The organism is Mesorhizobium sp. M1169 (genome assembly GCF_040318345.1).
In the GTDB taxonomy this organism is placed as follows: domain Bacteria; phylum Pseudomonadota; class Alphaproteobacteria; order Rhizobiales; family Rhizobiaceae; genus Mesorhizobium.
In genome coordinates this window covers 76,710-94,150 of the sequence record NZ_JAMYME010000018.1, presented here as the reverse complement: position 1 = coordinate 94,150, position 17,441 = coordinate 76,710, and the positions used below count along the sequence as shown (strand labels likewise).

General features: G+C 60.6%; 13 protein-coding genes. 10 read left to right on the top strand and 3 right to left on the bottom strand.

The window, feature by feature from the left end:
- The first annotated feature begins 103 nt into the window (after window positions 1-103).
- The 8 genes from NKH41_RS18965 (at window position 104) to NKH41_RS18930 (ending at window position 10,510) form a co-directional block, all read left to right on the top strand.
- Window positions 104-829 carry a LuxR family transcriptional regulator gene (locus NKH41_RS18965; RefSeq protein ID WP_245274646.1) on the top strand — a complete coding sequence of 242 codons (726 nt, stop codon included), beginning with the start codon at window positions 104-106 and terminating at the stop codon, window positions 827-829.
- A 173-nt stretch (window positions 830-1,002) separates the two neighbouring features.
- Complete coding sequence (locus NKH41_RS18960) at window positions 1,003-1,902, top strand: proline iminopeptidase-family hydrolase (RefSeq protein WP_352769379.1); 900 nt, start codon at window positions 1,003-1,005, stop codon at window positions 1,900-1,902.
- 486 nt (window positions 1,903-2,388) lie between these two features.
- Window positions 2,389-2,637 (top strand): hypothetical protein, encoded by a 249-nt coding sequence (locus NKH41_RS18955; RefSeq protein WP_352683162.1) that lies wholly within the window; start codon window positions 2,389-2,391, stop codon window positions 2,635-2,637.
- A gap of 253 nt (window positions 2,638-2,890) precedes the next feature.
- A complete protein-coding gene (locus NKH41_RS18950; protein ID WP_502895677.1) occupies window positions 2,891-5,629 on the top strand; it encodes an AMP-binding protein in 2,739 nt (912 codons plus the stop codon).
- Window positions 5,626-6,609 carry an NAD(+) synthase gene (nadE, locus tag NKH41_RS18945; protein WP_352472523.1) on the top strand — a complete coding sequence of 328 codons (984 nt, stop codon included), beginning with the start codon at window positions 5,626-5,628 and terminating at the stop codon, window positions 6,607-6,609. Before NKH41_RS18950 ends, nadE begins: the two co-directional genes overlap by 4 nt.
- A 3-nt stretch (window positions 6,610-6,612) precedes the next feature.
- Window positions 6,613-8,634, top strand: a complete 2,022-nt coding sequence (gene asnB / locus NKH41_RS18940; RefSeq protein ID WP_352769374.1) for an asparagine synthase (glutamine-hydrolyzing) — start codon at window positions 6,613-6,615, stop codon at window positions 8,632-8,634.
- Window positions 8,631-10,187: a class I adenylate-forming enzyme family protein gene (locus NKH41_RS18935; protein WP_352769372.1), complete on the top strand. Its 1,557-nt coding sequence runs from the start codon at window positions 8,631-8,633 to the stop codon at window positions 10,185-10,187. The genes asnB and NKH41_RS18935 overlap by 4 nt, the downstream gene beginning before the upstream one ends.
- Before the next feature lie 56 nt (window positions 10,188-10,243).
- The gene (locus NKH41_RS18930; RefSeq protein ID WP_023675628.1) at window positions 10,244-10,510 is read left to right on the top strand and encodes an acyl carrier protein; all 267 of its coding nucleotides are present in this window, start codon (window positions 10,244-10,246) and stop codon (window positions 10,508-10,510) included.
- A 100-nt stretch (window positions 10,511-10,610) separates the two neighbouring features.
- Here the strand turns inward: NKH41_RS18930 and NKH41_RS18925 are convergent, their stop codons facing one another.
- Window positions 10,611-11,303 carry a N5-glutamine methyltransferase family protein gene (locus NKH41_RS18925; RefSeq protein WP_352769369.1) on the bottom strand — a complete coding sequence of 231 codons (693 nt, stop codon included), beginning with the start codon at window positions 11,301-11,303 and terminating at the stop codon, window positions 10,611-10,613.
- A 407-nt stretch (window positions 11,304-11,710) separates the two neighbouring features.
- Here NKH41_RS18925 and NKH41_RS18920 point away from each other — a divergent pair, with 407 nt between their 5' ends.
- The gene (locus NKH41_RS18920) at window positions 11,711-13,462 is read left to right on the top strand and encodes a type I secretion system permease/ATPase (protein ID WP_352769367.1); all 1,752 of its coding nucleotides are present in this window, start codon (window positions 11,711-11,713) and stop codon (window positions 13,460-13,462) included.
- Window positions 13,463-13,704: 242 nt separating this feature from the next.
- Window positions 13,705-15,003, top strand: coding sequence for an HlyD family type I secretion periplasmic adaptor subunit (locus NKH41_RS18915; RefSeq protein WP_352449676.1), 1,299 nt, complete (start codon window positions 13,705-13,707; stop codon window positions 15,001-15,003).
- Between the two features lie 24 nt (window positions 15,004-15,027).
- On the opposite strand, the gene NKH41_RS18910 is transcribed toward NKH41_RS18915, so the two are convergent.
- Window positions 15,028-16,290, bottom strand: a complete 1,263-nt coding sequence (locus tag NKH41_RS18910; protein WP_352769364.1) for a polysaccharide biosynthesis/export family protein — start codon at window positions 16,288-16,290, stop codon at window positions 15,028-15,030.
- Window positions 16,291-16,371: 81 nt separating this feature from the next.
- The gene (locus tag NKH41_RS18905) at window positions 16,372-17,376 is read right to left on the bottom strand and encodes an SDR family NAD(P)-dependent oxidoreductase (RefSeq protein WP_023675622.1); all 1,005 of its coding nucleotides are present in this window, start codon (window positions 17,374-17,376) and stop codon (window positions 16,372-16,374) included.
- Window positions 17,377-17,441 lie beyond the last annotated feature (65 nt).

The window sequence follows — 17,441 nt, the reverse complement described above, 5'->3', positions numbered from 1 at the left end:
TGAGCAGCCGGCCGACATGGCTATTTGACAAGCAACCATCAGCGGGTAAGCTTGCCCGATGCAAAGCCTTCCAGGCGATCTAGAGAGCCGGTTCCAAACCGGAATGAGCATCGACGCTGCCATGGCGGTGGCAACGGAGGTGCTGGAGCCCATCGGTTTCACCGCATTCATCTACGACTATACGCCCGTGCCGGTCAGTCACAAGGGCGAGCTTATCACGCCCTCGTTGATGGCTCTGCGCAACGTGCCGCGCGATATGCAGGATCTCTGGTGCAAGGGCGGATATTATCAGCTTGACCCGGTGCAGGAGGCCGCGCTCACCGTATCCAGACCGTTTCTCTGGTCGCACAGCGGCGTTCAGAGCACCGTCATGCAGCGCGTGCTCCAGTCCAAGCACGATCCTGTGGTCAGCTATTTGCTTGACACCAGGATGACCTGCGGCGTCACCGTTCCCATTCGCCTTGCCGGCGGCGATCTCGCCACCTTTACCGCGATCCGTGCCGATCCGGAGGCCGGGTTCGAGCTCGAAGCCAGACCCTTGATCGCCGAGATCGGAGATCTGGGTCATCTGCTGCATGACTCCGCCTACGCCGGTTTCGACGCCGGAATCCGCACCTGCCAACATGTCCATCTGACGTCGCGCGAACGTCAGTGCCTGCGCCTGGCCGCTGCCGGACTGACGGCCAAGCAGGTCGCGCGTGAGATTGGCCGCGCGGTGCCTACCGCAACGCTGCACCTCAACGCGGCGACGCGAAAGCTTGGTGCGCGCAACCGCTTCCATGCCATCGCGCTCGCCGCCCATTACCGGCTGCTCGAACCGGAGCATTGAGGCTCGCGACCTGCGGGCGATCGGCCTTGCCTCGGGCGAACCCATAACCGGCGAACCTATAAATAGTGCTAGCTGTAAATGCGCTGGGCCGCTTAGTACCGTCGGCCGCAAACAAGGCTTGGGAGGGGTGCACCAAAGTGGCTCCTGCCGCGCCATGATGCGGAGCTTGGACTGTGACGGCATATGCGATCACCGAAGGATTTAGCGACTACAAGGGCTATCGCACCTGGTACCGTGTGACCGGGGACCTCGGTTCGGGCACGCTGCCCCTGGTCGTCGCTCATGGTGGACCGGGCTGCACCCACGACTATGTGGACTCATTCAAGGAGCTTGCCGGAACCGGGCGAGCCGTCATCCACTACGATCAGATCGGCAACGGTAAATCGACCCATCTGCCGGACAAGGGCGGCGACTTCTGGACCGTCGATTTCTTCCTGGGCGAACTCGATGCGTTGCTCGCCCATCTCAGCATTGCCGGCCATTATGCCCTGCTCGGCCAGTCCTGGGGCGGCATACTCTCGGCCGAGCACGCCGTGCGCCGCCCTGAGGGGCTGAAGGCATTGATCTTGGCCAATTCGCTAGCCTCGATGGCGCTGTGGGTGGAAGGAGCCCGGCAATTGCGCGCCGAGTTGCCAGCCGATGTGCAAAGTGCGCTCGACCGACACGAAGCGGCGGGAACCACCGATCACCCCGAATATGTTGCGGCGACGAAGGCTTTCTACGACCGTCATGTCTGTCGCGTCGTTCCGATGCCGCCAGAGGTCGCCCGGACATTTGCGGCAATCGAGGAAGATCCGACCGTCTATCACACCATGAACGGTCCCAATGAGTTCCACGTCATCGGCACGATGCGGAACTGGACCATCGTCGACCGCCTGCATCGGATCGAGGCGCCGACCCTGGTTTTCCGCGGCTTCTACGACGAAGCGACCGAGGCCTGCGTCCAGCCCTTTCTGGATCTTATTCCGCACGTTGAAGGCCTGGTCTTCCCGAATTCCAGCCACATGCCGCATGTGGAGGAAAAGCACGACTGCCTCAGCGTCGTCGGGCGCTTCCTGGCCAAATACGATTGACGTTCCAGCACCAGGCCATCTGTTCCAACGGATCGTCGACACGACGCAGTCGTCGTGAGGCAGGTTCAGAAAACCTCGAACCGTCCCATTTCTCCGCCGACGCACATTGCTATGCCTCGGTGATGGCGACGCCACGCTATGTGGATGTCTCGCAAAGGCCTGCAGGGTCGTCCGATGAGGCCAAATCACGGGCAGAATGCCAGATCACGTACAGCATAAAGGAGCCCATTCGAGCGCCTTTTCCATTGCCCGCGGAGGCGGAGGCCTAACGTTGCGGCGCAGATTGGCATGTCGCCGGCATGGCCGCAATCAGCCTGCCTTCCCCTGAACTGGCATCCCGTCGCTGAAAAACCTGACGGATACGGAGGACCAAGTTGCCGGTGGGTACGGAAAGTATCGGACCCAAAGTTTCGCCAAGCAGTTGCAACCGAATTCATTAGCCGGCGTTAAAGTGCGGGTGATCTAGCGGGGCATGGGGAGGCTTTCATGCAGACGTATCTCGTCGAGCGTATGGACGGCGACGATGTTATCTCGGTGCGCGTTGTCAACGCGCCGAGTCCGTTCAGAGCCGCAGCTATGATGACGGGCGGGCGTATTACCTTCCGAACGTGGGAAAAGGATTGGATCCGCGTGACCGACGAAAATCGGGGACAGATCTATGCCTATTGTTTCGTCCCCGGCAGCTATTCCGACACCGAAGCATCGGCGGTATCGTCCGGAAGAACCACCGAATAGGCAATATGCCTGAATAGCGGCAATTCCATCTTCGACCCCACCTTGGTCTTCGAGCCCGCCTTGGCATGTGTCCGTGTCATGCGCACCACAACAGCCAGCGAGCCCGGCATGATTGGCTCTGCCGGCGGCTTGCGAAACAGGCGAAGTGACTAACCAAGCGTCATTGAGCGAAGATCGGGGCATCATCAGAATGATCGATGAAAAGATTGGGGCGGGGGGCGATAAGTGACCCTAATCTTAGCGTAGGCAACTCATGTCTTCGGCATATTTGGGATCAGAAGTCGCGGATCAGGATCTAGCGGTGGATTGTCAGACAACGACCTCGGATAATTGGTCAAGTGTCCCACAATACGCACTGGATCAGGGTGGTCCCGTACTGCGCCCATTTCAAAGATTGGGCGTCGATTTTACCAACATTGCGGCCTTCGATCACCTGAGAAATGTCGTCCGCCAGTACCCCGACAAGCTTGCAATCAGCGACGGCGCCAATCGTCTGACCTATTCCCAGCTCCTCCGGTCAGTCGAGACGCTGTCCCACCAGATCGCGGCGGCCGTCCCAGACGGACAGGCGATAGGGATTCTTCAGGCCAACTCGGCCTGGTATCCCATTGCCATGCTGGCAAGCATGACGGCTGGGCGGCCTTCGGTGCCACTCAACGCGCGAGATCCTAGCTCGCGTATCCTTGAAATCGTGGCCGGGGCGCGGCTCTCGGCTGTCCTGGGCGAGGGCAATGTCCGACCCGATGGTTTGCCTCACCTGGTCAATTGGATCGATGTGTCGACCAGTGCGGCCTCGCAGGCTGGGCAAGTGCCTCGTTCTTATTCCGTCTCGGTCGATGCGCCCGCCATCGTGCTTTATACGTCAGGGAGTACGGGCCGGCCCAAAGGCATCGTTAACAGCCAGCGCAGCTTGCTGTGCCGGGTCCAGCAATATGTCGATGCGTGCCACATCAACTCGGATGATGTTTTCCTGCCATTGACCGGACCCGCCACAATCGCCGGGTGCCGGGAGATTCTTGCTGCTCTTCTCACCGGCGCCACCTTGCATCTGGTCGAAGTCGAAGCGGTCGGCTTGCGCGCCGTTCAACGCCTGGTGCGATCCGAAGACGTGACAATCACCTATCTGGTGCCGGCACTGCTTCGCGCGCTTATGGCAGACGGACCTGCAGAAGCGTTCCATTCACTCAGAGTCGCCCGGATCGGTGGCGAGAAGGTGCCCTGGACCGACATCGCCCTGCTGCGCAAGGCCGTCTCCGATACGTGCCTTATCCAGATCGGTTATTCGTCAACCGAGACCACCGGCTCGCAATGGTTCCTGCCGCGAGACTGGCCAGAGCATGGAGATTCGGTTCCAGTTGGCTGGCTGCTGCCTGGAATCGCCTTCGCAATTGTCGACGAAGCGGGCCGCCGCGTTCAACCGGGCCGCAGCGGAGAGCTTCTGATCAGGAGCCCGTATGTCCTGCTTGGCCATTGGGAGGAGGGGGCGGTTGTGCCGGCAACATCAGACCCGCACGATCCAGGCCTTCGGATTTTCGCGACAGGTGACCTCGTTCGACTTGATGATCAAGGCCTACTGCACATCGTCGGTCGCAAGGGGCGCCAGGTAAAAATCAACGGTCGACGCGTCGAGCCAGCCGAACTCGAACGGGTGCTGCGTTGTGCACCCTCTGTCGCGGATGCCGTGGCAATCGTGACGGCCGCGAATGAGCTTGTCGCCTTTGCTGTTCCTCGGCGCTCGGCCGAAGCGACCTTTTCGGACGAGCTTCGCCAGCTTGTCAGGACCAATCTGCCGCCGCCGCTGCGTCCCTTGCGGTTGCACACGATCGCCGAGATTCCGCGTCTGCCGAGCGGCAAAGTCGACATCACGACACTTGCAGAGATGGATCTTTCAGCCAGAGAGACAGCGGCGACCGCGCGTCCGCTCGAGCCACAAGGCAAGCTGACCGCGCAGCAGGTCGTCCAGCGGGCATGGACCAGCATTCTCAATACGCGCGTAGCGGCAGGACGCTGGGATGACGCCGGAGGAGATTCGCTAAAGCTGCTGCACTGCGTCATGGAAATCGAAAGCGCCATCGGGCAGGAACTCGGCCTTGAGGCCTTCACCGTCGGGATGAGCCTGGAGCAAATGATCAAGGCGGTCGTGTCCGCCCAGGCAGGCGATCAAAGCGCGCGCGCCCAGAAGCACGACCCTCCCATTCTTTTTCTGTTCCCCGGGTCCGTCGGCTATGGCCCGAGCCTTGCTGCCTTTGCAGCAGCGATGGGCAAGGTGACCCGTGTTGCCCCGATCAGGTATCCGGCCCTGGCTATGATACTGCGCGGACAAGACAGCCTCGCCGATATGGCCGACGCCGCCGTCGACCAGATCCGCCGCGCCCAACCCTCGGGCCATGTACGACTTCTCGGCCATTCGCTCGGCGGCGCTGTTGCCTTCGAAGTTGCGGCGCGGCTGCTGGCAGCGGGGCGAACCGTAAAGTTCCTCGGCATCCTCGACACCAGCCTCGTCGGGGAGCGAAGCGCCCGCTGGGAGACGTTTACGCGCACAGTCAATCGAATCCGAACCAACCGCGTGTCCGCTTACCGGATGGCTTGCCGCGCCCTCGCGAAAGTTGCCGTGGCAATGAAGCGCGAGGCACAACTGGTCCAGTTTCTCGACCGCTTCGCTCAAGGACAGTTCAACGCGACGAGCTTTAGAACCAAACTAGAACTGCAAGAGGTTTTGCGCGCGCAAGCCTTCTTCCAGTGGGTGGCCGAGCCAAAGCCGGCTCTGCCGATCACAGGCACCCTGTTCCGCTGTGCTCGACCCGGAATGCCTCTGGCAATCGGCTGGGATAACGTCTTCGCCCATCTGGACGTGATTCCGATCGTCGGCAGCCACATCGATCTGGTTGTAGAGCCTCACCTTACCACCAATCGTCCCCTTATCGAGAAAGCGGTGGCGAAAACCTATTCGCCAATCGAGTCTCGCAAACTGGAGTACAAGCCATCGACCTGATCTCATCATTCGGCAAAGACGCCCTGGTGCTCGACGCTGGCGCGGAAGTCGATCGCATCGTCCAGATCTTGCGCCAGCAGGTCCTTGGCACGCTGCGACGTCGAGGCGTGGTTGTCGGCCTCTCAGGCGGCATCGACAGCTCCGTCGTTGCGGCGTTGTGTGTTCGCGCCTTTGGGAAAGGCAAGGTCCTCGGGATATTCATGCCGGAGCGCCATTCCTCCGGCGACTCACTGAGGCTCGGCCGCATTGTCGCCGCACACCTTGGTATCGAAACGATCCTGGAGGATATAACGCCGGCCCTGGAAGCGACCGGCGCCTATAGACGGCAGACCGAAGCAATCCAGACCGTCGTTCCCGAATATGGGGACGGCTGGAAATGCAAGCTGGTGCTCGCCTCGGTTCTCGAGAGCAACGGTCTCAACATCACGCGCCTCACGGTTCAGGACCCCGAGGGCAGGACCGACACAGTGCGCCTGCCGTCGGCAGCCTATCTGCAGATCGTCGCTGCAACCAACTACAAGCAGCGCCTGCGCAAGATGACCGAATACTACCACGCCGACCGCCTCAACTACGCGGTAGCGGGCACGCCGAACCGCCTGGAGTACGACCAGGGCTTCTTCGTCAAGCAGGGCGACGGAATTGCCGACCTGATGCCAATCGTCCACCTCTACAAGACCCAGGTCTACCAATTGGCCGAATATCTTGGGGTGGACGAAGAGGTCCGGCGCAGACCGCCCACCACGGACACCTTCTCGATGGCGCAGAGTCAGGAGGAGTTCTACTTCGCGCTTCCTTATTATCTGATGGATCTGTGCCTCTACGGCTTGAACCATGGGATCGCCGACGAAGACGTCGCTGAGGCAACCAGCCTCACGGTGATGCAGGTCCAGAAGGTTTTCAAGGATATCGACAGCAAGCGGCGCGCCGCACGTTATCTTCACGCGCGGCCGTTGGTGTCCTCTTCAATGGGCGAGGGCTAGGCGATGTGCGGCATCGCCGGAATTGTGTCGCTGAGCGCCGCAGCGGCGCCCCCTTCCCGGGATGCGCTGATACGCATGGCGGGGGCGCTGGCGCATCGCGGCCCGGACGAACGCGGCCTTTACCGGGACAGACGTGCGGGATTGGCGCATGCCCGCCTGTCCGTCATCGATCTCGCAAGCGGCCAGCAGCCACTCGCCGGCGCGGGCGACACAATGTGGATCGTCTTCAACGGCGAAATCTTCAATTACGTCGAGCTGCGACAAGATCTGGTTGCGCTCGGTTATTGCTTCCGCACACGCAGCGACACCGAGGTCATCGTCCATGCCTATCATGCGTGGGGCGAGGCCGCCTTCGAGCGAATGAATGGGCAGTGGGCAGTCGCCATCTGGGACTCCGTGGCAGCTCGTCTCGTCTTGTCTCGGGATCGGTTCGGCATTTGCCCGCTGCACTTTTGCGAGCATGGCGGGCGGCTTTACTTCGCCAGCGAGGTGAAGGCCATTTTCGCGGCCGATGCGGATATACCCCGCGCCTTCGATCCAGCCGGCATCGATCAGACTTTCACACTCTGGACTGTCGCGCCGCCACAGGGCGTGTTTGGAGGAGTAAGCGAACTCACGCCGGGGCATATCCGCATTTATGACAGCGGCGTCGTCCGGGAGCGGGCTTTTTGGAAGCCTGACTATCCAGAGGTTGACGGACCCGGCGATGATGAATTCACCGGCTCGCTTGATGACGCGGTGGAGGAAGTGCGCAGCGCCCTGGAAGCCGCGACGGCGCTCAGGATAGTACGCGCCGACGTGCCGGTCGGCTGCTATTTGTCCGGCGGGCTCGACAGCTCGCTGGTCGCCACGCTAGGGAGACGCTTCGCGGGCGAGCGCTTCCAGACTTTCTCGCTGCGTTTTGCCGACGCCGAGTATGATGAGACGCATTTCCAGCGCCTGGTTGCCGGCATGGCCGGCAGTGACCATCATGAGGTGGTTGTTTCGCGCAGCGATATCGCTGGCATCTTCCCTGAGGTGATCTACCACACCGAGCGGCCAATCCTCAGGACCGCGCCGGCGCCGCTGTTCCTGCTCTCGAGACTGGTGCGCCAGCACGGCATCAAGGTCGTGCTGACCGGCGAAGGGGCCGACGAAATGTTCGCCGGCTACGATTTGTTCCGCGAGGGCAAGGTCCGCCGCTTCTGGGGACGCCAGCCCGCCTCGACGCGACGCTCGCGGCTGCTGGAGCGCCTCTATCCCTATCTCAGCCGCTCGCCGGTGCAGCAGCGGGCAATGGCACGCCAGTTCTTCGGGCGCGACATTCACGCCTGTGACGCGCCTGGTTTTGCGCATGGCACGCGCTGGCGTACCACAAGCGCCATCAAGCGGCTGTTTTCGGCAGACATGCGCGCCCAAACGGAGCGCCGCAACGCCGTGTCCGAGCTGCTTGCCCGCCTGCCGCCAGAGTTTTCGCGATGGGGCTCTCTTGCGCAGGACCAGTACATAGAGATTCAGACGCTGATGTCGGGATACCTGCTTTCCTCACAAGGGGACAGAATGCTGATGGCTCATTCCGTCGAGGGGCGCTTCCCGTTCCTCGATCATGAACTCGTGAGACTCGCGAATTCGCTTCCGGCCGCCTACAAGCTGCGCGTGCTCGATGAAAAGCATGTGCTGAAGCGCGTAGCGCAACCGATCGTGCCGTCGGAAATCGTCACCCGCAAGAAGCAGCCCTACCGGGCTCCCAACGCGCTTTGCTTTGTCGCAGATGGCGCTCCGGCCTACATTCGCGAAGCACTTTCGGAGGCGGCGCTGCGCGAAGCGAACGTCTTCGATCCCAAGTCGGTTACCCGGCTGCTGAGCAAGTGCCAGGCCAGCGCCGGCGGCGGCGACCTGTCCAACTCCGACAATATGGCGCTGGTCGGAGTGCTGTCGACGCAGCTTCTCCATCGGCAATTTATCGCGAGCCGTCCAAGTGGGGCCCGCACGCTCAAGCTCAGCATCGATATCGACCGCGAACACCGCGAAGAGGTGCTCGCATGATGCATGGCGCCGTACCGCTCCTGCACGACTATCTCACCCACTCTGCCAGCCGGCTCGGCGACAAGGTGGCCCTAGTGTGCGGCAATCAACGCGTCACTTATGGCGATCTCGATATGCGTTCGAACGCCATAGCGCACCATTTGACCGATGCCGGAATTGCGCGTGGCGATCGCGTGGTGGTCTTCGCCGACAACACTGTCGAGGCCGTCATTGCGTTCTGGGCGGTGCTCAAGGCCAACGCCGTGGTGTGCATCGTCAATCCGCTCACCAAAAGCGACAAGCTTGATTATCTGCTCAACGATTGCCGCCCGACGGCACTGATCACCGACAAACACCTGCACTCGATTTTCAGGGAGCCCGCGCGGAATTGCCCATCGTTGCGCCGCATGATCGTCTCCGGGCCGATCGAACACAGCGACCTGCAAGAATTGCCGCATGCTGTGCGCTGGGACGCCGCGGTCGCGGCAGCCCGCAGCACGCCGCCCTGGCGCCGCTGCATCGACATCGATCTCGCTGCGATCATTTATACGTCCGGCTCGACGGGCGAGCCCAAGGGCGTGATGTTGACGCATCGAAACATGATCGCCGCGTGCGCCTCGATTTCCTCATACCTGGCGCTTGCCGAAGACGAGGTGATCCTCAATGTCCTGCCGCTCGCCTTCGACTACGGTCTTTACCAGATGATCATGGCATTCGGCGCGGGCGCCCGGCTGGTGCTTGAGCGCTCATTCGCCTTCCCGGCGCAGATCCTTGGGCTGATCAAGCAAGAAAGGGTGACGGGTTTTCCCGGCGTACCGACCATCTTCGCCGCACTCGGGGAGCTCAGGTCTCTCAGGGATCAGGATTTTTCGAGTATTCGCTACGTCACGAACACTGCGGCCGCCCTGCCGCTCAAGCACATTCTCCTGCTGCAGGAACTGTTTTCTGGCGCCCGCATCTATTCGATGTACGGCCTTACCGAATGCAAGCGCTGCACCTACCTGCCGCCGGAGGATCTGGAGCGAAAGCCGTCGAGCGTCGGGATCGCCATCCCCAATACGGAAATGTGGATTGTCGACGAGCATGACAGGCGGGTCGGCCCCGGCATCGTTGGTCAGCTCGTCATCCGCGGAGCGACGGTGATGAAGGGCTATTGGGGCAAACCGGAGGCGACAGCCAGGAAGCTCAAGCCCGGCCCGCTGCCGGGTGAGCAGGTCCTATACACCGGCGACTACTGCCGGATGGACGCCGAGGGCTACCTCTACTTCGTCGGTCGCGGCGACGAGATCATAAAATCGCGCGGAGAGAAGATAGCGCCGAAGGAGGTGGAAAACGTGTTGATGAACATTGCGGGCGTACGGGAAGCCGCGGTCATCGGCGTTCCGGACGAACTGCTCGGGCAAGCAGTGAAGGCATTTGTCGTGATGGAGCAGGGAAGCATGATCGGTGAAAAGCAGTTGCAGAAAGAGTGCCAGAGACGGCTGGAAAACTTCATGGTTCCGAAGTCCATCGTCATCGTACCCAGTCTGCCGATGACCGACACGGGTAAGCTCAAAAAAACGGCCCTGTCATGAGTCGGTACCAGGGCGAAGTTGATCAGCATTCATCTTTTGTACCGGAGGCGAAATAAATGTTATCTACCAAGGATAGAACCGATACCTGCAGCGAACAAATTCGCGCTTTCCTGGCCTCGAATTTCTATATAGCCGATCCCGAGAGCCTGGAGAGCGACACCTCGCTCCTCGACCAGGGCATCGTGGACTCGACGGGTGTGCTCGAGGTTATCGGCTTCATCGAGGAGACCTTCGGCATCACGGTCGAAGACAGCGAGCTGCTGCCGGAGAATCTCGATTCCATCGAGGGAATTGCGCAATACGTCATGCGCAAGAGAAACTGACGCAAGAGAAACTGATTCCCGAAATCTCGCGCAACTCTGTTTTCAACTTCCCGGCCGTTTCTAGCCGCGACAGCGCGTCTACCTGCCGCGGCTGCGATGCTTACGCCTGCGCCCTCGTATGTCCCACAACCACCCTGCCCTCACCGGCCTGGTTGGTGACTGCCCGGATACTCTCATAGACCTTGGAACGCTCGAGCAAACTCATGACCTGCCGGTCCTGGCCAAGCCCCACCTCGAAAAGCAGGATGCCTCCGCGCCGCAAATAGCGCGGCGCCTCCTTGAGCACCCGCATGTGGATGCTCAGGCCGTAGGGGCCGGCTGCGAATGCTTCACGCGGCTCGAGCTCGACCAGATGCGAACGGTCGCCCTCGAGCCGTTTTTCCGAAATGTAGGGCGGGTTGCAAACGATCACGTCGATCGTGCCGTCGAGCTCCAACCCTGAGAAGGCGCTGAACAAGTCGCCCTGAAGCACCGTTACCCGGTCCTCGATTTCAAGATGGGTGACGTTGCGGCGCGCGACCTCCACGCATCCGTCGGTAAGATCGCTTGCCCACACGCGCGCGGTGGGAGCGTGGTGCGCGATGGCGCACGCCAGATTGCCCGCCCCACAGCACATGTCGACAACGCGAGGCACCGGCAGGTTCAGTTGGCTCAGGACATCGAGAGCGGCCTTGCCAAGCAGTTCCGTTTCCGGCCGAGGAACAAGCGCACCGGGCGAGACCAGCAACTGCAATCCCATGAAGGTGCTGCGCCCCCTGCCGTAGGCATCGGCAACATTGATCTCTTCGCTCACGACACTCGCCTCCCCGATTTAGCCGGCGTTGGTGGCCGACAATTGCGTACCGATGAAGTGTATCTCAAAACCGTTTAACTCTCGATCGACAAAATCAAAACCGATCCCTCCCCAGACGCTTTGAAGCCTTGATGCTACAAAGATGACCATAAGCTTCTGCGCCGTGTCATGATTAGGAATATCTCCTTACTCGACCCGGTTATCCCCAGCCTAGCGAGCCGGTTGCCGAATTCTCAGCCTGGCGTCACGATTTTGCTACATTTTAATCAAAGAAGGCACGTATGTAAGCAATTCGTAATGTTTCCAGCAGCGGGGCGGGGCTGCTGCTTCCCGGAAGGTTAAAGTTTGTCCCTCATCGAAAGAATCGACGAGATTGCGCGGCAATTTCGCGTCAACGAGCGCACATCATGAAGTCGACCAAAGGGCGCTCGCTCGATCTCCGCTCCGCAATGTTCGGCTGTGTGCACGGCCTCGTCGGCGTAGGCGTTTTCTCGGCATTGATAAATATCCTCGCCTTGACCGGCTCCGTCTACATGCTCCAGGTCTATGACCGCGTGCTGCCTTCGCAGAGCGTGCCGACTCTTGTCGGATTTACAGTCGGGATGCTGGGACTTTACGCGGCCTATGGGCTCCTCGATTTTGTGAGGCTTCGCCTGTTGGTCCGCATCGGCAGCCGCCTGCATAGAAATCTGCAGCAAAAAGCGTTCGCAGCCTCGCTTTCCCTGCCCCTCGTCGCCGGGCCGGATGCGAACCGGGTACACCCGCTTCGTGATCTGGACCAGCTACGTGGCTTTCTTTCCGGGCTCGGGCCGACAGTCTTATTCGACGCTCCCTGGATACCATTTTATATGGTGGTCATCTATCTGCTGCACCCCGCGCTTGGCGTGCTGGCAACGCTCGGCGCATGTGCCGTTGTGTTTTTGACGGTGGTTGCCGAGATCATCGGCCGCAAACCTGCGGCTCGTGCATCTGAGACACTCGTAGCGCAGCGGCTTCTGGCCGACTCCGGCCGCCGCAACGCAGAGGTTGTTCAGGCGATGGGCCTTTCCGCCCCGCTTAGCCGGCGCTGGAACGAGGTCAGTCATCTTTATCTGAAGAACCAGGAACGGCTCTCCGACGTCGTCGGCGCAGCAAGCTCACTGTCGAAGACGCTCCGAATGGCCCTGCAATCATGTGTGCTAGGGCTTGGTGCCTACCTTGTGATCGGCGGCGAGGCCTCGCCTGGCGTGATCATTGCATCGTCCATATTGCTGGGCCGCTCGCTGGCGCCGGTCGATGTGGCGATCGCAAACTGGAGAGGGTTTCTGGCAACCCGCAAAAGCTATACCGAGCTGTCGGCAGCCCTGGATGCTTTTGATAGCCAGCAAGAGCCAATGGAACTGCCCGGCCCGAAGGCTGAGCTTGCGGTCGAGGAATTGACCGTCGCGCCACCAAGCCTGCAGAAGCCCACCATCTTCAATGTAAGCTTCCGCTTGGCGAGAGGCGCAGGGTTGGCGGTCGTCGGCCCGAGCGGCTCCGGCAAGACCACGCTCGTGCGCGCTTTGGTCGGGGCATGGAAGCCGCTTCGTGGCACGGTAAGATTGGACGGCGCCTCGCTCGATCAGTGGAATTCAGAACTGCTCGGCATTCATATTGGCTACCTTCCGCAGGACGTTGAGCTGTTCGACGGGACGATCGCCGACAATATTTCGAGGTTCGGCGGCAAGCGCGACGCAAAAGGCGTGCTGGCAGCTGCCAAGGCTGCGGGCGTGGACAAGATGATCATGCGTCTTCCGCAGGGTTTTCAAACACGCATCGGAGAAGGCGGCGCGGCCCTTTCGGCTGGGCAGAGGCAGCTCGTCGGGCTTGCCAGGGCACTTTACGGCGATCCATTCCTCGTCGTTCTTGACGAACCAAATTCCAATCTGGATGCAGACGGTGATGCTGCTTTGGCCGGCGCAATCCTGGCAGTGCGTCAGCGCGGCGGTATCGTGATCGTCGTTGCGCATCGCCCCTCCGCTCTCGTCAACATCGATCAGGTACTCGTCCTGTCGAACGGGATGCTCCATTCGTTCGGCTCGCGCGAAGACGTTCTGGCAAATGTGATCCGGCCCTTCCCGCGCCCGGACAAGCCAAACATTGTCGTTCCGCTGCAGCACGGTGCAAGCGGGCATGCGTGAGGTATTGCTTAGTGTCTAACGTGACCATGTCGTCATATGCTGCGGTTGGCGGCGAAGGCCAGCCGACCGGGGAGAAGCCGGAGCCGGATGGGATTCGAGCCAATCTACCCTGGGGTACTCTGGTCCGGAGCCTAGCAGCACATTGTCGTTCCGCCGCACAAAGGTGCAGCCGGGCATATGCGAGGTATCGCTCTGCTGTTGCCGTGTCGTCATACGTCGCAGCCGATGGCGAAAGCCGTTCGTTGGAGACGAAGCCAGAGCCGGATGGCATCCGGGCCAATCTGCTCTTGGGCCTGGCAACCAGCTTGCTGTTGATCTTTGGCGGAGGGCTCTGGTTGGGATTGACCAAGATTGCCGGCGCGGTGATTGCGCCCGCAACCGTGGTGGTCGAAAGCAACATTAAAAAGGTCCAGCATCAAACCGGCGGCACCATCGGCGGAATCTTCGCGCAGGACGGCGATCATGTGAAGGCCGGCGATGTGTTGGTCAGGCTGGACAACACATTGACCCGAGCAAACCTGCAGATAATCACCGAGGACCTCAATCGCGCCACCATTCGTCTGGCCCGACTGGAGGCCGAGCGCCAGGGTCTGCCGGAAATGCAGATCCCGCCCGACCTTCGCGCTCAAATGGGCGACCCGCAAGTGGTGGCACTTGTCAGTGGCGAGCGTGCCTTGTTTGAAAGCCGTGCTGCGGCGCTGGCTGGCCAGAAGGCACAATTACAAAGCCGCGCGAAGCAGCTGGAACGTCAGATCGATGGCCTCAAATCGCAGCAGTCTGCAACGGACGAGTCTCTGGATCTGCTGACCAAGAACCTTGCGGATGTCGAATCTCTCTACGCAAAGAAGTTGGTGTCCAAGGAGAGGTTGAGCAATGTCAGCCTGGACAAGACCCGGGCTCGCGGCGAATCGGGACGCCTTGTCGCAGCGATAGCAGAGGTACAAGCTCACATCAGTGAAACGGACCTGCAGGTGCTTCAGCTCGACGAACAAATGCGGAGCGACGTGACCAACGAACTTCGCGAAACGGAAGCCAAGCAGACCGAGCTCAGTGAGCGCAAGGTGGTGGCCGAAGACGAACTCAGCAGGACAGACATTCGTGCCCCGCAATCGGGCACAGTACAAGAATCCTCGGTCCATACCGTAGGAGGCGTGATTGGCGCAGGAGAGGTGCTCATGATGATTGTGCCCGATTCCGACAACCTTGTCGTCGACGCTTCCATTCCTCCGTCGCGTATCGATGAGATTCATCCCGGACAGCAGGTGTCGATCCGCTTTCCAGCGTTCGACGCCGGCACCACACCTGCTTGCGAAGGCTCGGTCAAGCGCGTCTCAGCGGATCTGATCAAGGATCAGCAACGCCAGCTTTCCTTTTTTTCGGCGCGCATCGACGTCGAGAATGAAGCGACGTGCCTGACAGGAGAGAAAATACTCAAACCGGGGATGCCCGCCGAAGTCCACATAAGAACCGACGAGCGCAGTGTCTGGTCCTACTTGATGAAGCCCCTTACCGACCAGTTTTCCAGGGCCTTCAGGCAGTAAAGCGGTTGCGAAACGCGGCCCGATCTATCGGGTCGCCGCATTTTCGAGAGCGCTGCTGAATCTGACCTCGATCGTGTCTCCCGGCATGACCTCGGTGTCTTCTTGGACAAGCTGTTTTCGCCATTCTTCGCCGACCTTGCGAATGATCGTGACCTCGGCCTGGACCTTCTCGCCGGCAACCGGCAACGGCAGTGCGGCAGCTCCCGTGGGCTGCAACTTTTGCCTGGCGGCGCGAAGCCTTGCGCTGACGTCGGCAAGGCGCACGTTGGTATCCTTCAACTCGATCAGCAGACCCATCCGCCTTTGGTTGTCATTGCGTTCGTGCTGTCTGGCAAAATCGTCCTGCTGACGTCGTGCTCTCATAAGCTCAACCGACGTTTCGAGTGCCCGGCTGGAAGAGAGAACCAAAGCGCGCCGAACGTCGGCGAGCCGGTTGTTGGTGAGATTTCCGGACTCAAACGCTTTCCTTACGCGCGCCAGATCGTCTTCGTCCGCCTTCACCCCATCCGCTTCGGCCTGCTCGCGTTTGAGCAAGGTCTCGGTTTGTGCGGCGGCATCCTTGCCGCTTTTATCCAGAAAGCCCTGCTCTTGCTGGAAGTTGTCCAACGAGAGCTTCAGCCCTTCCGCTTCAGCCTGCGCGATCGCCGACGCAAAACTTGCCGGCAAGGGAGATCCTTGTGGTGGCTGCATGTCGAAAGTCGGTTTGTCCTGAAGTTCGGCGCGGATGCGGGCGCTATGAAAATAATCTCTCGTATATTCCCCCCAAAGCGACTCGTAATCGCGCCGCAGATCCACCGGATCTGGGCCAACCTGGTTTGCCCGGGACCGCAAAAGGCTGAAACCGCCTGACACGGCAATCGCCTGCCGCACGGTCATCAGCGGGCGGTAGGCCTGCTGTCCGGGAGTGAGCACGTCGCCGGTCACATAGATCGGCCTGTACTCCGCAACCACGGCGGTCACGTCTGTCGGCTTGATGACGATCATTTGCTCCCGCCCATCAGGCAGACGCTGGTGGAATATCTTGGTCGGCAAGATCGTCTGCATGCGCGTTTGCAGTTCAGCCGGAGTTAAGCCGCCCACCGAAACCATACCGACTTCGGGAAGCGCGATCGTGCCGTCCATCTGGACCACCGCACGTTGCGTTCGCTCCGGGATGGAGGCAATTCCAATCTCGACGGTGTCGCCGGCAGAAAGTCGATAGGCGACCCGCGGTTCCGCTGCAGCAGCCATATCCATGGCAGCCAGCATGCCGAGCACGACAATAAGGATTCGATCAACGAGGACCATGGGCGACAATCTCCTTCTGGCTCGAATCCGGCGATACCGCGGCCGCAATCAACAGCGGAGCCAATCCTCCTGGGCGAAAGCTCATGTCATGTAACCCATTTCGTGTCGCACCCGGCCTTCGCTGAGGCGCCCTTGCCACCATCCGATGGTCCGCTCCAAGCCTTCGCGCAGGCTGGTCTGGGCACGCCATCCAGTCTTGCTTTCGAGGAGCGAAGAATCGGCCAGCAAGGCACGCACCTCGGAATTCTGCGGCCGCAGGCGGCGCTCGTCGCGGTGGATTGGTTTCTTGCAGCCACTCAACTCGATCACCAGATCCAATATGTCCGAGATCGTCACAGCGCGCTGGCTACCGGCATTGTAGGCATGGCCAAATTCGAGCTCGGCGGAACCTGCGGTCAAAAACGCCGCCGCGGTGTCTTCCACGAAAGTAAGATCGCGGATCGGGCTTGTGTCTCCCACCATGATCGCGGGGCATTTTTTGTCGAGAGCCTGGCGTATAATGGTCGGTACGATGGCCCGCTCACTCTGGCGCGGGCCGTACGTATTGAAGGGCCGCATGATGACCACGGGGATGTCGAACGATCTGGCGTAGGACTCCGCCATCATGTCCGCGCCGATCTTGGATGCCGAATATGGTGACTGTCCCTGCAACGGGTGGGATTCGCTGATAGGCATTGTCAGCGCGGTGCCGTAAACCTCGCTTGTCGAAGTGTGCACTACACGCTCCGTCTCCCATTGGCGCGCCGCTTCGAGAACGTTGACCGTGCCCAGGATGTTGGTCTCCACATAGGACTGAGCAGCGGCATACGAATACGGGATAGCTATCAGTGCGGCGAGATGAAACACGACCGCCTGGCCACGCACGATCCGGTTAAGGAACGCGCTGTCGCGGACATCGCCGCGGACGAGATTCAACTGGCGTCGTATGGTGTCAGGCAAATCGTCCAGCCAGCCGTGGCTGTCGAAGGAATTGTAGAGTGCCAGCGCGGTGACGTCGGCGCCGCTGCGGACGAGTGCTTCGGTGAGATGAGAACCGATGAACCCGTCGGCACCCGTAACCAGAACTTTCCTGCCCTTGTATGCCATGACCCAAGCGTTCCCCCTATGACGTGAGGCACTGACTTTGCAAATCCACGAGAGCGCGGATGTCC

Bases quoted from the DNA above. Each gene is read 5' to 3' on its own strand.
- NKH41_RS18955 (WP_352683162.1), top strand. From the start codon at position 2,389: ATGCAGACGTATCTCGTCGAGCGTATGGACGGCGACGATGTTATCTCG.
- NKH41_RS18950 (WP_502895677.1), top strand. From the start codon at position 2,891: ATGTCTTCGGCATATTTGGGATCAGAAGTCGCGGATCAGGATCTAGCG.
- asnB (WP_352769374.1), top strand. From the start codon at position 6,613: ATGTGCGGCATCGCCGGAATTGTGTCGCTGAGCGCCGCAGCGGCGCCC.
- NKH41_RS18965 (WP_245274646.1), top strand. From the start codon at position 104: ATGAGCATCGACGCTGCCATGGCGGTGGCAACGGAGGTGCTGGAGCCC.
- NKH41_RS18920 (WP_352769367.1), top strand. From the start codon at position 11,711: ATGAAGTCGACCAAAGGGCGCTCGCTCGATCTCCGCTCCGCAATGTTC.
- NKH41_RS18930 (WP_023675628.1), top strand. From the start codon at position 10,244: ATGTTATCTACCAAGGATAGAACCGATACCTGCAGCGAACAAATTCGC.
- NKH41_RS18935 (WP_352769372.1), top strand. From the start codon at position 8,631: ATGATGCATGGCGCCGTACCGCTCCTGCACGACTATCTCACCCACTCT.
- NKH41_RS18905 (WP_023675622.1), bottom strand. From the start codon at position 17,376: ATGGCATACAAGGGCAGGAAAGTTCTGGTTACGGGTGCCGACGGGTTC.
- NKH41_RS18910 (WP_352769364.1), bottom strand. From the start codon at position 16,290: ATGGTCCTCGTTGATCGAATCCTTATTGTCGTGCTCGGCATGCTGGCT.